A 15,310-nucleotide genomic window follows, 5' to 3' on the forward strand; every position below is an offset into this window, starting at 1 on the left:
CGATTACCACAAGGCCTTTCCTGAAAAGGTATCAAAAAGCAAAATTCCCTCGTCCCTGTCATTGAGCTGAGCTACCAGTTCGCCGTGGGTGTTCCATATACCTGAACGACCTGCGCTTATAAAATCATCGCAAGTGCCCACACTGTTGGCCATCAAAACTACCATCCCATGTTTTATTGCGATTTCCCGATAATGATTGTACGCTTTTACAACTCCTCCTGCTGATTTGGCCACGCACGCCACGTATATTTTTACCCCCATTTCAGCTGCCTTATCCGCATGTTCTGTTTGCAACGACTCATAACAGATCGCAGGCGACACTTTTTCATTTTGGCACTCCAAAACGACCTGAAGCCGGCCATTTTCAAAATACGGAAACTCATCTTCATGCAGTATCTGTTTGGAATAGACCTGGCGTGGCTGATTGGGAGAAAAAATGGCTATGCTGATGCGTATACCGGAACCATGCCTGGTGGGTACCCCTGCCCCTATAGTGATATTTTCTCTGTCACTTATTACCTGAAAGCCGTCAAGTATTTTATCATCCGGGTCAATGGCCAATCCATCGGCAAGTTTGGGTTCGTAACCTGTCAAAGAGAGTTCGGGGAAGAAAACCATATCCGCATTTTTCAAAACAGCAGCCGCAATCCATCTTTTATGGGATTCCATGTTGTCCGGAATATCTCCTGCTGTGGGCCTGGTTTGCGCTATACAGATTTTCATATTAGCTTTTTCCGCGCGTATCTGTCAATCGCTTCTTAAATATAATAAAAAGGAACATCCCTACCATCAGCGCATAAACCATACTGAAGGGAATGGCAATCAATATCAATAACTGACTGGTGGCCGCCAACAGATGTTCCTTTCCTATCAGCAAGGTTGCCACGGTAAACAATGCCAGAAGCATCCCCCATAATAAAAGATAATTTTTGTGTGGGTCAGTCTTGCCGCTGTCGGAGAACATCCCCAACACATAGATAGCAGAATCAATGGAGGTGATCAAAAAAGTAAAGACCAAGGCCAAACCCAATATTTTCAGAACAATACCGAATGGGAGATGGTCAAAGAACACAAATATGGAACCGTACAATGAATCAAATTGGCCTTGATAATTGTCCGCATCTCCAATGATCCCAAAAGCATATGAGCCAAATACAGAAAACCATAAAAACGTTCCGAAAGAAGGTATGACCAACACACCCAACACAAATTCCCTGATGCTTCTCCCTTTTGAAATTCTGGCGATGAACACCCCCGTAAAAGGAGCCCAGGCCAACCAAAACGCCCAATAAAAATAAGTCCAGTCTGTCAAAAACTGTTGTCCTACGGCTCGGGAACCCAAATTAAGGCTCATGGGAACAAAACCTGCCAGGTAACTGGTCAAGCTCACAAAAAGATTGCTGAAAACTTCCATAAAGTTTCCGTTAAGAAAGGTGAACCCCAATAAAAACAGTGCCACAGCAATGTTGAACCTGGACAAATTGCGTATGCCCCTCTTCAATCCTGAAAATGCGGACAGCGTCGCCAGTGAACCCAAAAACAATACCACATAAGCATTATTGGTATAGTTGACTTCCAAATTACCAAATAGCTGGAAATATCCGGAAAGGAGCTGCCGGCTGCCGAGTCCCACCGCTCCCACTACCCCAAAAAGGGTACTGACAATGGTAATTACGTCCATGGGAACCGCCAGAGACTGCCGCTGAAATCTACCGGTCAAAATGGAAGAGCTGAGGATTTTTCTTTGCTGATCATGAACGAAGTACCCGATAATCAAACCAAACATGCCATAAAATGCCCAGGGAGTCAATCCCCAATGAAAAAAAGTGTATTCCAGCGCGAAGGTTGAGGGCTCAAGGTCACTTAACCTCGGGGGCTGGGTGTAGTAATACACCGGTTCCTGTACGGCCCTTAACATCAATCCTGCCCCCATCCCTGTACTGTACAGCATGGTTATCCAAGAATACCAGCCATATTCCGGTGGTCCCTCTCCCAATCTTTTGTTTCCCACCGGCGAGAATGCCAATACCAACAAAATCAACACAATCACAAATCCCAACACCAAATAGAAATACCCAAAAAAATCAAGGGACTGGATGGCCGTCGTGGCTATCCAGTCCCTAAAAGCCGAGGGAAACCAAAAGGCCATCAGTAAGAATAGGATACTGATGGCCAAAGTTATGATTAAGGTGGAATGCGGGATTTTTTTCAACTCACCTTCGATTATGGCTCAAGCCTGTGATGCCTTCAATATAACGGATAATTAAGACGAAGGCAAGAAATGATCAAGACTTAACCATCATCTTATTCCACCTTTATTACTTTTGACCGCTCCGCTACGCCGTTTTCATTGAACGCTTTGATGGCAAAATAATAGGGCTGATCCCTGCTCAAAGACCTCATGTAATGGGTGTTTTTACGGTATACCAGCCAGGAACTGTACAATTTATCCGGCGCAATTCCCCATTTGATGTTGTACCCCTGGGCACCGGGTATGGCCTCCCATTCCAGGCTCACATCCCTTCGGTCATCTTGCCTTTCAATGTTTAGTTCCTTCACCTGTGCCGGCGGGACTCCCCTGCCCTTTCCAAAAATCCTGAGACCGGAAATGGCCAAATGAGGTGTGGGCACATGGATGTGGTTGAACCGGATATACCTGGCTTGTCTGGGACTACCCAACTGCACATAGTCATTAGGCACATCTTCAAAATTATTGCTTTTATCCACCAATAAAAACCATTCGTCTCCATCCAATGAACCTTCAATGGTATACCGGTGATACAGATTTTCCAACTTGCCGTACATATCTGATTCATGGTCATGATAGTTAAGCTGGATAGCATATACGTCCGATTCTTTTTCGAGATCAATCTGAAGGTATTCCTTTTCCGAGGTACCGCCCGCCAACCAAAATGTCTGCACATTTTCATCCGTTACATTTTCCGGACCGTGGTCTTTGGCACTTCCCGAAGCCGTCACCGGTTTATCAAACGACAGCAGCATCCATCCGGTAAACTCACCTGCCCAATCCCCATAGTGAGGTGCGTAATGGGGATAATCTCCAAAATCCGTTCTGCCATACATCAAGCCATCTTCATCAAAAAAGACCGGAAACAGAGCTATTCTTCTTTCCCAATGTACCGTCACAGCTACCGCCATGCTCCCAAAATGCCAATATTGACCGGATGGGCCTTTTACCGTACTCCCATGGCCCGCACCGTTGATAAATCCTCCCGGTTTGTAGACGGTAGGGTTATTGGGTGAATAAGTATAAGGTCCCAAAGGATGGTCCGCCATGTACACGCCGTCTCCATACACATTGAATTGGGTTCCGGGAGCAGCATATTGCATGTAGTATTTGTTCTTGTGCTTGGTGATCCACGGCCCTTCAATATAACCCGCCAGGGTAGTATCGGAATGATCTTCCCCAAAGCGTTCCCATCCATGTTTTTCGGCGTCCAGGTTAAACAGTTCATAGATCTTCTCCGAAGGCCTGAACCGTTTGCCTACATCCAAGGTCCTCGCCCTGATAGGAAACTTGTTGGAAGATCCCCAAAACACATAGCCGCTGCCGTCATCATCAATGAACAATGCGGGATCCTGCAATTGGTTCAATATAGAAGGTACAGCTTTCCAGTCACCCTTTTTGGGATTATCTGTATACAAAACACTCATGTGACCGGAAGGATCTCCCATGGCGTACAATACGGAATCTTTATAATTGAAGGCTGCGGGTGCATTGGAACCCTGAAAATACCACTTCTCGGGATTGATAAATTCCCAATTATGCAGATCCTTGCTATGCCAATATCCCATCGAACGGGTCACAAACATGTAATATTCCCCTTTAAAATCCACCACTGCAGGATCCGCCCCCGAGCGATAGGAGAGGTCATTATGGGCATTGTAAATCATGTAAGTGTAGTCCAGGTTAACAGGATTACAATAGGTCTGGCTCATGCTGGTCTGACCATATGAAAAGGGGATATCCACCAGAAGGAATCCCATACAGCATAAGGTAGTCCATAACGGCTTCATGTGTGTTATCTTCATTGCTGTTTGTTTATTTTTATTTCAAATTGATTATTTGGGTCATCCAAGTACTCCTCCAGCCAGGGAGAATAGGTTTTAATTGATATTTTTTCTCGGGCAAGGTCCACGTCAACCAACCTTAAATAGCCATTGCAACCCTCACCATAACCCTTGACCCCTCTTTGGTAATTTGCCAAAAACTGGTAAACCTTATTCCCTTGTTTGGTCTCACTGATCAGTCTCCCCACGCCCTCATGCAGCACATGTCCGGAAAATACCATGAAGAAATTGTCGTGGACATTCACCAGTTTTTCCCAGATTTCTTCTCCGTCATTGGTCGCTTCTTCTCCGGAAAGCTTTCCTATTCCATAATTATGGGGATTCCAGTCAGCACCACGGTCCATTCTTTTGTCGCCCACATACATGTAAGCATGCGTCAATAGAATCACTTTGTGCTCAGGATGGTCGGCCACAACTTCATTTGCCCATGATATCACGGCGTCGCGGGGACCGAACTCCAACGCCAAAACCAACCAGGAGACTCCTTCCTTTTCGACTGTGTGGTAAATATTGTCGATTTTTCCTTCTTCGAAAGCCCCTCTAACAGGAGTATGATCCTTTAATTTCTCTAATGGAAAATATTTGTTGGCAAGCCGGCTGTCCCGGTTGTCCGCGTATTTATCCCTGCCGCTGCCGAAATCATGATTGCCTAGGGAAATGGCATAAGGTACTTTCCCCCTTACCGGTTCAAAATACTTCCATGCCAAAGCCCATTCGGCGGGTGTATTGCTCTGGGTTACATCGCCGACATGTAATATAAAATCAATATCCGATGTGTTATCGCCCATCCAATAGAACTGTTTTTCCATAATTTCAGGACATGACTCTAATGCTGACTGGGTATCCGGCACCACCACCAGCCTGAGTGTTTGACTTTGCAGATCTATTGAAACGGTAAAGGTAACAAGAGTGAAAACGATGTAATTTAAGTATTGTCCCATACCATCATTTATCACTTCTCGTGAACCCCAGTTTATTTAACCCTTCGCTGATTTCGGGGGCGTCCATAAACAGTTTCCATCCCAATCCTGTGCGGTGATTTTCGATCATGGCCACAATGGGACCCTGGTCGATAGCCAGATAACGCTGGGGATACCAATCCTCCTCCGGACTAAGGGCATCATAAAACCCGTATTTGCCAAAAACTTTCTCTCCATAGTTATAATACAGATTTTTGATGACTTCCATGGATTCTTTAGGGGTATAAGGATAAGAAGAAAGGGCGGCTGTAGGCGAAATAACACCGATATCATTGCCCGGCTTATGGGCCGAATAACCTACCGTGGAATAACTGGCCGTCAACCCCCACAAGTCCTCTCCATATCCTTTGAAACCACCTTCATTTCTGACGCACCATTCCCTGTTGATAAGGGTATGGTTACGGTTATGCTCCCAGTAATCGGCGTAATCATCCTTAAGTCCACGGGGATCCAAACCTATGTAGGAATAATGGGCCCAGAAAAGCGGTCCCCCGTATTCAGGAGATCCATTGTGCTTGAGGGCTAATTTGTAACCGTATGGTTCGATATCATTCCGGATATCCCCGTCCCTGGCCCATCCTTTGTGAAAAACATCTGCCGGTACCCCGTGGGTGGGAGAAGATGCCGCAAGAATATAGGTGATCATACATTCATCATAACCCCTGATGGCAAAATCCTTTTGCCATTCGTAATTGGGAGACCAATGCCAATACAGCACATCCCTTCCTTCCCGGGTATGCCAATCCCATTCCATCTCCTGCCATAGCCTGTCAATTCTGTCAGCCAGGGCCTGTTCCCTTTCATTCCCGTTTTTATAGTATTCCCGCACTGCTAAAAGTCCCTGCATCAGAAAGGCGGATTCAACCAGATCGGCGCCGTCATCATCTTTGCTGAACGGCTTCACCCTGCCGGTCTTTCCATAAATCCAATGGGGCCAAATTCCGTTAAACCGGTCGGCTTTGGCCAAAAAGTCTGTGATTTTCTCAAAACGGGCCAATCCCTGATCTTTGGTAACCCAGCCCCGCTCTATGCCGGCCAGTATCCCATAGATTCCAAATCCAGTACCACCTGTGGTCACCACATCCGCATCATCCTGAGGGTATTCACCGTCAATATGAATCCGCTCAGGTGCCATACCTGAAACGGGCTCTGCCCCATGCCAAAAATACCGGAAGGTATAGTATTGTACCATATCGAGCAGTTCTTCTTCGTTCATGACCCTGGTCCTTACCTGTGTTTCCCCTACTGGTTCTGTGTCATCGCCCTTTACGGATTCCACCTTGTAATACAGTTCCAGATCAGTGCCCAGATCACCTACAAAATCCATGTACATGGTATCTTCCACGGTCGCCCTAAGGGTATAATCCTTGCCATTGGTTCCCACCAGAATCCGGTAAACATCATCTGATGTATTTTCCCAATGTAACTCCACATGCCGGTCATATCCCTGGGCATGGAGATTTTCCTGATCTCTTTTTTCTCTCTCGCAACTGAACATGGCCAATAAGCCAAGTCCATATATACAAATGTTGTTGATTGATTTTTTCATGATCAAATAAAGGTCTTTATGATGCCGGTGTATCCAGCCAAAACTTTCTCATTCAATAAGTTCTTTGGAATTTATGATCCAATTTGGGATGAAGGATTCTTTTCAGTGGAATCTGCTCCCCTCCGCTTTCCTCCAGCCAATCCCATATTTCATTTCGCAGATTGGCGGCCGTTTCCTGATAATCCGGATGCCGGATGAGGTTATTCATTTCATAGGGGTCCTGCTGAATATCATACAGTTCGTTGATATCCCAGATGCCCTGATAGAATATGAATTTATACTGGTCGGTCCTTACGGCAAACACGGTGGGGGTGGAAGGGTATGCCATTTCCCAATAGTATTCATAAAATACCCTATCCCGCCATTCCGTCTTTTTTTCAGTCATTAAGGGCAGGATCGATTTGCCTTGTATTTGCTCAGGCATACTTTCTATTCCGGCCATCTCCAAAAAAGTAGGGGCAATGTCAATGTTCATTACCATTTCCTCTACTTCAATACCCGGCTGGACAACGCCCGGATACCTCATAAGCAAGGGCACTTTCATCGACTCTTCATAGGCATGGCGCTTGTCTATCAGGCCATGTTCCCCGAAAGAGAAACCGTTGTCACCCATATATACCACAATGGTGTTTTCTGCCAGCCCCTTTTCCTCCAGCCAAGCCAGCACCTCACCTATGCTTTCATCCAAAGCCAATAATGTTTCCAGGTATTGGATGTAGAACTTATCAAATGGGATATCCCCATGGTACATGTAATCGACTCCATGCCAGCTATACCGCTGCTTGCGTACCCAATCGGGGATGTCCGCAAAATTCACTTTGGTCTGGGGCGCCAATATGCTGTCTCCATAAAACTTGCTGCTGTCCGTGGCAGTCAGGTACATAGAAGGCGGTGTCACGATAGGTAAATCCTTGTAAGTTCCTTCATGCCGCTCAGCGGGTTCGAATTCAGCATGCACCGCTTTGTGCGATAAGTAGAGGAAAAAAGGCTCACCATCCTGAAGCCCGTTTAACCAACCAAGTGCATGTTCTGTCAACAAATCAGTGGTATAACTGCCTTCTGGCTGCTTTATCCGCTCCCCGTTGATATTGAAGGTGGGGTTATAATAAACCCCTTGTCCCCTAAAGCTCACCCAATGGTCAAAACCTGGCTGGGGCATGTCGTCGGTGTTGCCCATATGCCATTTCCCGAAAAAGCCGGTTTTATATCCCATCTCCTGCAGATACTCAGGAAAGAAAGTCAGGCCATCCGGCAACGGGGCGCTGTTATCCACAATGGTATGGGTGTGGGCATACTGTCCTGTCAATATAGACGCCCTGCTTGGAGAACACAAAGACGTACTGACAAAAGCATTTTTGAAGTAAGCACCCTCCCGGGCCAACTGATCCATATAGGGCGTCTCAAGACCCGGTACGGCACCGGTAAATCCCATAAAATCGTAGCGATGGTCATCGGATAATATATACACAATATTGGGCCGGTCTGTTTGCCCAAAAACCGACAGGGTATATAGGAATAGGAAAACTGTTAAGGTATAGTTGGTTTTATGCATAATATATTGGGTTATAGTTTTTAATTCAACACACTGTACATCAAGATATTGGAATACTGATTTTTATTGCGTGACGAACCTTTTGGATTTATTTGCCTAATCCTCCACGCCAGAACGCTTATGGCACCTATCTCAATCTTTCCAATTAATCTTTTGCCTCACCACATCCTCGGAATTGCCACCGATCATGATCTCAAATTCTCCCGGCTCGAATACATGTTCCAGGCTGTGATTGTAGAACATCAGGTCTTCGCGACCGATTTCGAAGCTAACTTCAATGGTCTCGCCCGCTTTCAGAAATACCTTTTGGAATCCCTTCAATTCCTTCACCGGGCGGGTGATGCTGCCCACCAAATCCCGGACATACAGTTGGACCACTTCCGCTCCATCATGACCACCCTTGTTGGTGAGGGAAACACTGGCTGACAGGGTTTGGTCTCCCTGGAGTTCATGGCTGTCGAGTGTCAGATCCCCGTATTCGAATTCCGTATAGCTCAATCCATAGCCAAAAGGATACAGCGGCTCGTTGGGAATATCCAAGTAATTGGACCGAAACTTTTGGAACCATTCCCCTTCGGGAAGCGGACGACCGGTGTTTTTGTGATTATAGTAAATGGGAATTTGTCCTGTGTTTTGTGGAAAAGTGGCAGTGAGCTTGCCAGAAGGGTTGACATCTCCGAAGAGCACGTCGGCAATGGCATCTCCCGCTTCGCTGCCACCAAACCACACATTGAGAATGGCGGGAATGTTTTCGGATTCCCATTTGATGGCTAGGGGCCTTCCGGCGAATAGTACCAGAACAATGGGTTTCCCAGTCTTTTTCAGCTCCTGGAGAAGCCTCCTTTGATTCTCCGGAAGTTCGATCGAACTGAGGCTGGAGGACTCGCCGCTCATCTCGGCGGCTTCTCCCATGGCCGCCACGATGACATCTGCCTGTCTGACGGTTTCCAGGGCTTCCCGGATGAGGACTTCTTCGGGTCTGTTGTCACGATAGGTGGGTTTACCGAAAATACTGATCCTGGATTCCAAAAGGGAATCGGCCACCACGTTGGCACCTCTGGCATGGACGATTTTTACCCCTTCTCCCACGGCGTTTTGGATTCCCCGCATCAGGGAAACCGATTCTTCAAACCTCCCCGCTACGCTCCAGGTCCCGGTCATGTTTTCCGCGTTGTCTGCCATGGGCCCCACCAGGGCGATGGTTCCGGATTTTTGAAGTGGAAGCGTCTTTTCCTCATTTTTCATAAGGACAAAAGACTGGGCAGCCACTTGTCTGGCAAATTGCCGGTTTTCCGCGGTAAACACTTCATTTTTTGCCCGCTCAGGATTACAGTATCTATAAGGGTCATCAAACAGACCCAGTTTAAATTTCGCAGTCAGGATCAGCCGGCAGGCGCGGTTGATCTGTGCTTCGGTGATACTGCCTTCTTCAAGCGACTTTTCCAAGGTGGTCAGGAAACCTTCCCCCACCATGTCCATCTCCACGCCCGCATTGAGCGCCAAAGAAGAAACAGTTTTGAGATCACCTACACCATGGTCGATCATCTCATTGATGGCGGTATAGTCCGTCACGACAAAGCCATCGAATCCCCATTGATCGCGTAACACATCGGTCATAAGCCACCTGTTGCCGCTGGCAGGGATGCCCTCAACTTCATTGAAGGCGGTCATCACCGTGCCTACGCCTGCATCGATAGCTGCCTTATAAGGAGCAAAATATTCATTGTACATGCGCTGGCGACTCATGTCCACGGTATTGTAATCCCTGCCGGCTTCCGGTGCGCCATACAGGGCAAAGTGCTTCACACAGGCCATGATGGTGTGATCCAAACTCAAGTCTTCGCCTTGGTAACCCTGGACCATCGCTTTGGCGATTTGAGCAGCCAGATAGGGATCTTCCCCATTTCCTTCCGACACCCGCCCCCACCGGGGATCCCGGGAAATATCGGTCATGGGCGAAAAAGTCCAATTGATCCCATCGGCACTGGCTTCTTGGGCAGCCATCTGTGCGGATTTTTTGATCAAATCCATATCCCAGCTACAGGATAATCCCAAGGGAATGGGGAATATGGTCTCGTAACCGTGGATGACATCCATTCCAAACAGCAGCGGAATTCCCAGGCGGCTTTCTTCCACCGCCACACGTTGTACATCCCTGATTTTGTCGACCGTCTTGATATTGAACAATCCGCCTACCTGTCCCGCCTTGATTTTTCCCGCGATGTCTGAGCTGGAAGCCAGTCCGGTAGTAAAATCCCCAGCTGCGGGAAGATTTAGCTGTCCGATTTTTTCCTCAAGCGTCATTAAAGCGATCAATGAATCTACTTTATGACCTATCGATTCATCCAGAGTCTGTGCCATCAGGTGGCACAACGGAAAAGAACATAAAAATGCACTCAATAATGGAATTGTATATTTTTTCATCGTTTCAGTTTAGTAGGTGAAACCAAGTTTGTCGAAGCCGGATTTTACATCAGGATCCTCCATAAAGGTCTTCCAAATCAAGCCGGTTCTATAATTCTCAATCATCAGTATGATCGGTCCCTGGTCAATGGCCAGGTAACTGTCCGCATACCACTCTTCTGTTATGTTGAAACCATCATAAAAACCATACTCCCCCCAAATTCTGTCACCCAACTGATAATAGAAGAATTCCAAAGCTTTCATGGACTCTTCCGGTGTGTAGGGAAAGGAAGACAACGCTGCGGTAGGCGTGATCACTCCTTTGTCATTGGTAGGGGAATGAGCGGAATATCCCTCGTGATTGTCACTGGCCGTTAATCCCCAGCAGTCTTCTCCATAGCCCACATATCCCAATGGGTTGTTGATGCAATGTGCCCGGTTGATAAGGGTGTGGTTTTGGTTTTGTTCCCAATAGTCGGCATATTGATCGGCCAAATTGCGCGGATCCATCCCCAAATAGGAATAATGGGCAAAGAACAACGGCCCGCCAAAATCTTCCCCCAAAGGAAGCTGATACTGAAAAAACGTGCCTCCGTTTACCATATTGCCTCCTCTTGCCCATCCATTGTGGTATGCTGCATTGTGGACAGGGTATGTGGGAGAAGATGCTGCCAAGACATACACGATCAGAGATTCATTATATCCCCTTATCGGTAAATTCATATCCCAGCCAAATTCCGGTGACCAATGCCAATACAGGACATCCTGACCGCCCCGGGTATACCAACCCCATTCCACCTCATGCCAAAGGCGGGTAATTTTATCCATAATGACTTTTTCCTCAGGTAGCCCCGCATTGAGATACGTCCTGGCGGTAAGCAGGCCCTGGATCATAAAGGCTGTCTCCACCAGATCCCCTCCATTGTCTCTTGCGCTGAAAGGAATTACCTCTCCCGTATTGCCGTTCAGCCAATGAGGCCAAACCCCGTGAAACCTGTCTGCCTGCTCAAGGAAACCCACAATTTTGGCCAGTCTTTCCACTCCCTGCTGCCGGGTAATAAACCCCCTTTCCATCCCTACGATCAGCGCCATCACACCGAACCCTGATCCGCCAATAGTCACCAGATTTCCGGAAGTGTTTCTTTCCCTAGCCAAACCGCTATTCCCGTGAGCAAAATCCCAGAAATACCGGAAGGTCTGTTCCTGAACTTTGGTCAAAAGCTCCTCATCTGAGATTAACGGAAACTTGGGAGTTGCATCAATACGGGAATAAAATACCCGCTCGAATCCCCCAAAATGTTCACCATCTTTCCCTTCGAACGCATCAGAAAGGCTAAAGGCATATTTTGACAGGTATTGCAGCGGTGCAGATCCGGAAACCACCGCTTTCCGGTCACCTTCCTCAAAAGTAAACTGTAACTGGGGAGCTTCCTTTCCCAAAAGCCGGGAGGCTTCCCGGAAAGAATCACGGTCAATCGGAGCTGAGAACTCCAAGGTTATTGAAAAATCCAAGGGAACATCCACTACCCTGCCTGCGCGGATCTCAACTGCATCTTTTATAGCAAAAGAAGTAATCTGAATACCGCCCACTATGGTTTTGAACCTTACTTCCTCTCCACTAAACTGATTTCCTTTGGCTCCTCTCAATTGTTCTGAAACCACCAATCTGTATTGGGTATTTTGTTTAAGGGTTCCTACCGGATGGATGGTGATGGCGGAGTTGTTAGAGATCAAATTGGTTGATATATTCATCATTTCATCTTCTCCTATCAATGAAATGGCATTGGTTACGGTAGCCGGATCCAATGCGCTTGAAAACTTCAAAGTAATGGAGCGGTCCACTGGCAGATCTTGGCTGAAAGGCTCTGAGAGGCTTATTTCAGTATCACCAATCGTCACCTGAACAAGTCTGAGCTCTGAAATCTCTAAGTCTTGTCTCTCACAACTGGCCAAAAGAAACACCAGGGCAAGATAAAATGTGGCGATCTTCATCATCGGTATAATTAAAAGGAAGAGACGGGCGACTTGAGAAAAACCAAACCGCCCATCTCTCCCTAATTTAACTGAATCAATTACGCTCCGCTGCCATGATGCTTTGTATCTCATCCTGGCTAAGTGCCCTGTCAAAGATTCGAAGTTCATCCATTAAGCTGGAGGTTGAAAGGTGCCCCCATTCGGTAAATCTAGGTGCCCCTGACCCCACGGTGAGGATATCGCAACCCTCCCAGTCGATTCCGGAAAACGCTCCCTGGCTTACTACTTCGCCGTTGATGTAAACGGCACAGCTTGAACCGGAAATGGTAAAGGCGATGTGGGCCCATTCACCGGCGGCGGGGTTAATGTCTGCGGCTTCACCGCCGTCAAACCAGTTGTCGCCCGAGCCGTTGCCGACGTTCAGTTTAACCCTTTGCATGGGTCCCGCACTCTCTCTGAAAAGCCTGAAACCTTTCGAACGGTTATTCATCGCGTTGGGGTTATTGGTGTCCGGCGGTCCCATAACCAACAATCCGGCCCTGTCAGGAGTAGCATTGACACGGTACCAAAAGACGGCACTGAACTCCTGATTTCTCAAACCGTTGGTATTGTATGTCAAATAGGCATTATTGGCTCCTGCATAAGCCCTACCCACGACACCATTGGTAAAACCTGGACTTCCGCTGACCTCAGGGTTTTGGATGCGGACCAATTCCATGAAGTCCCCATCAAAAGGCACATAAAACACCTCATTGTCATAAACCGGTCGATAGGGTTCTACTTTTTCGAAGTTCACGGTTTCAGAAGTGGTTTTTCCTGAAAGATCCGTTGCGGTTACCGTAAGCGTATGCTGTCCGTTGGTGACATTGTCGTATTCAAACTTCTTCAAAGCCCTTCGGTAATCCGGAAAGTCCTCAAACCTGGCAATCTCCTCACCATTCAGTTCCACGACTATCGATTGGATTTCAATATCATCACGGACCTCCAAATCCACTTCCATGGAAGTGACATCCTCTGTCACTCTGATGAGCGTTCCTTCAGACGGATAATTGATGGTCACCTCCGGCGCCGCTTCATCCGGTCCGGGCTCTACAAACGCTATGTCATCTATATAACCTTCAGCGCAGCCAAAAGCCATCCAGATCAATCCTATAAATAATATGATGCTAAGTTTTTTCATTTTTCCTATTTTTTACCCTGGTTTAACCTGCATTCGCTGCTTCTGCGGCTTCCCTGATCTGCGGCAGGATATCCAATTGTTCCAGCGGATAGGGAATGAACCTGTGGTTTGGGGTATAGTTCCTGCCACCAAAGTTCAACTCAGACGTTTTCCCGTGGCGCACCAAGTCATAAAAACGGATACCCCATTCCATTCCAAATTCCGCGTATTTCTCATCCAGCACATCATCAAGGGTAACGCCGGAAAGCGATCCCAATCCTGCTCTTGAGCGCACCGCGTTCACCGCCTGGTCCGCGGACATTGCCTGGCTGCTGGCGCCACTAACCAAGGCTTCTGCGTGCATGAGCAGTATCTCGGCATAGCGGATGCAGATAAAATTCTTGTTGGAACCATACGCAAGTCTTCCCGGAGTCAACTGTGTTGAGGGAAGGTAGTGTTTGCCGCTTAGGAACTTAAGTCTGACATGATTGTTAAACACATCGCCGTCAGGAGAGACGTTACTGATCCAGCCGGGCAGGTTGGCGTAATTGGGGTCAGACCTGATTTCCGCTATACCGTCCGGCGTGAAAAGAACCGTAGTTTCCAACCTTGTACGCTCGCCTCGGTCCAGCATGAATTTAATATACTTGGTGGTGGGTTCCCAGAATCCCCAACCCGGTGATGCCCCTGCCACTGCCGGCGTCCAACTGGGGGGACCAAAGAAAGCATACAAATAGTTGTTGACATTGCCGGAGGGGGTGCCATAGTCAGAATACTGAAATTCCAGGATATTTTCACCGTTCAGTTTTCCCGGAATCTTGAAGAGCTGGTAATAGTTGGACGCCAATTGAAATTGGCCATCAGCTATGATTTCACCGGTGGCGCTGGCCACGGCCTGGTAATTTTTCAATTCCAGGTTGGCAAGGGCTTTTACTGCAAGAGCAGTGTACTTGGTAATACCGCCAGGTATATCCGTACGCTGATTGGGATGAACACTGGGTAGATCGGGTATAGCTTGATCCATTTGGTCAGAAATGTGCTGCATCACTCCCTCAAACGAAGTGACTTCCAAAGTGTAAAGCTCTCCCGGGTCAGAGCCTTGTGGGATAAGGATATTTCCCCATAGCCTGGCCAACTGGAACAGTTCGAATCCCTGCATGACCTTGACTTCTGCAATATACTGTAGGGCTCTGGCCTCGTTGGCTCCCGCTTCCAGGTATTTTTGGAGCTCTTCCTGAGCTCCATGCCAACGGAGTATATCGGAATAAAGCCCCGACCAAGTGTTATTGTATAACCAGAAATTTCGGTCATAGTGAAAATTGTCCGTGTCAATCAAAGCAGCCTGGTCACCGGCAGCGTTGACGTCATCCCCGCGGACCGCGATGGTCGGGAAATTTTCCCAGCCTATGGCGTAAAGATCGGCATACGCCCCGTACAGCAACAAGTTCATGTTCTGGGGTTGTGTATAATCGGTTTCTTCGACTCTCTGCACGTTTTCCAGCGGGTCATCCACCAGGCCGATGCATGAAGTCACTAACGGTAGACCCGTCAAGGCAGCGAGTATATAGCTATATAATTTATGGATTTTCATGGCATTTCTA

General features: G+C 47.5%; 10 protein-coding genes. All 10 read right to left on the minus strand.

The annotated features are described in order from the left end of the window. Nucleotides 1–3: 3 nt before the first annotated feature. The 10 genes from ACFPFU_RS04300 to ACFPFU_RS04345 all read right to left on the minus strand — a co-directional run bounded on the left by ACFPFU_RS04300 (nucleotide 4) and on the right by ACFPFU_RS04345 (nucleotide 15,300). Nucleotides 4–723, minus strand: a complete 720-nt coding sequence (locus ACFPFU_RS04300) for a carbon-nitrogen hydrolase family protein (protein ID WP_377061866.1) — start codon at nucleotides 721–723, stop codon at nucleotides 4–6. 1 nt (nucleotide 724) lies between these two features. Continuing rightward, on the minus strand, nucleotides 725–2,212 hold the full coding sequence (locus ACFPFU_RS04305; RefSeq protein WP_377061868.1) for a BCCT family transporter: 1,488 nt from the start codon (nucleotides 2,210–2,212) through the stop codon (nucleotides 725–727). A 92-nt stretch (nucleotides 2,213–2,304) separates the two neighbouring features. Next, nucleotides 2,305–4,053: a family 43 glycosylhydrolase gene (locus tag ACFPFU_RS04310; protein ID WP_377061870.1), complete on the minus strand. Its 1,749-nt coding sequence runs from the start codon at nucleotides 4,051–4,053 to the stop codon at nucleotides 2,305–2,307. Beyond that, nucleotides 4,050–5,033 carry a metallophosphoesterase gene (locus ACFPFU_RS04315; RefSeq protein ID WP_377061872.1) on the minus strand — a complete coding sequence of 328 codons (984 nt, stop codon included), beginning with the start codon at nucleotides 5,031–5,033 and terminating at the stop codon, nucleotides 4,050–4,052. Before ACFPFU_RS04315 ends, ACFPFU_RS04310 begins: the two co-directional genes overlap by 4 nt. 4 nt (nucleotides 5,034–5,037) lie before the next feature. Continuing rightward, on the minus strand, nucleotides 5,038–6,621 hold the full coding sequence (locus tag ACFPFU_RS04320; RefSeq protein ID WP_377061874.1) for a glucoamylase family protein: 1,584 nt from the start codon (nucleotides 6,619–6,621) through the stop codon (nucleotides 5,038–5,040). Nucleotides 6,622–6,673: 52 nt separating this feature from the next. Beyond that, nucleotides 6,674–8,173, minus strand: a complete 1,500-nt coding sequence (locus ACFPFU_RS04325; protein ID WP_377061876.1) for a sulfatase family protein — start codon at nucleotides 8,171–8,173, stop codon at nucleotides 6,674–6,676. Between the two features lie 132 nt (nucleotides 8,174–8,305). Beyond that, a complete protein-coding gene (gene bglX / locus ACFPFU_RS04330) occupies nucleotides 8,306–10,597 on the minus strand; it encodes a beta-glucosidase BglX (protein ID WP_377061878.1) in 2,292 nt (763 codons plus the stop codon). Nucleotides 10,598–10,606: 9 nt separating this feature from the next. Further along, nucleotides 10,607–12,571 carry a glucoamylase family protein gene (locus ACFPFU_RS04335; protein WP_377061880.1) on the minus strand — a complete coding sequence of 655 codons (1,965 nt, stop codon included), beginning with the start codon at nucleotides 12,569–12,571 and terminating at the stop codon, nucleotides 10,607–10,609. Nucleotides 12,572–12,644: 73 nt separating this feature from the next. Next, nucleotides 12,645–13,730, minus strand: a complete 1,086-nt coding sequence (locus ACFPFU_RS04340; RefSeq protein WP_377061882.1) for a LamG-like jellyroll fold domain-containing protein — start codon at nucleotides 13,728–13,730, stop codon at nucleotides 12,645–12,647. Nucleotides 13,731–13,752: 22 nt separating this feature from the next. Beyond that, nucleotides 13,753–15,300: a RagB/SusD family nutrient uptake outer membrane protein gene (locus tag ACFPFU_RS04345; protein WP_377061884.1), complete on the minus strand. Its 1,548-nt coding sequence runs from the start codon at nucleotides 15,298–15,300 to the stop codon at nucleotides 13,753–13,755. Nucleotides 15,301–15,310 lie beyond the last annotated feature (10 nt).

Source organism: Negadavirga shengliensis, from assembly GCF_042652345.1.
GTDB lineage: Bacteria > Bacteroidota > Bacteroidia > Cytophagales > Cyclobacteriaceae > Negadavirga > Negadavirga shengliensis.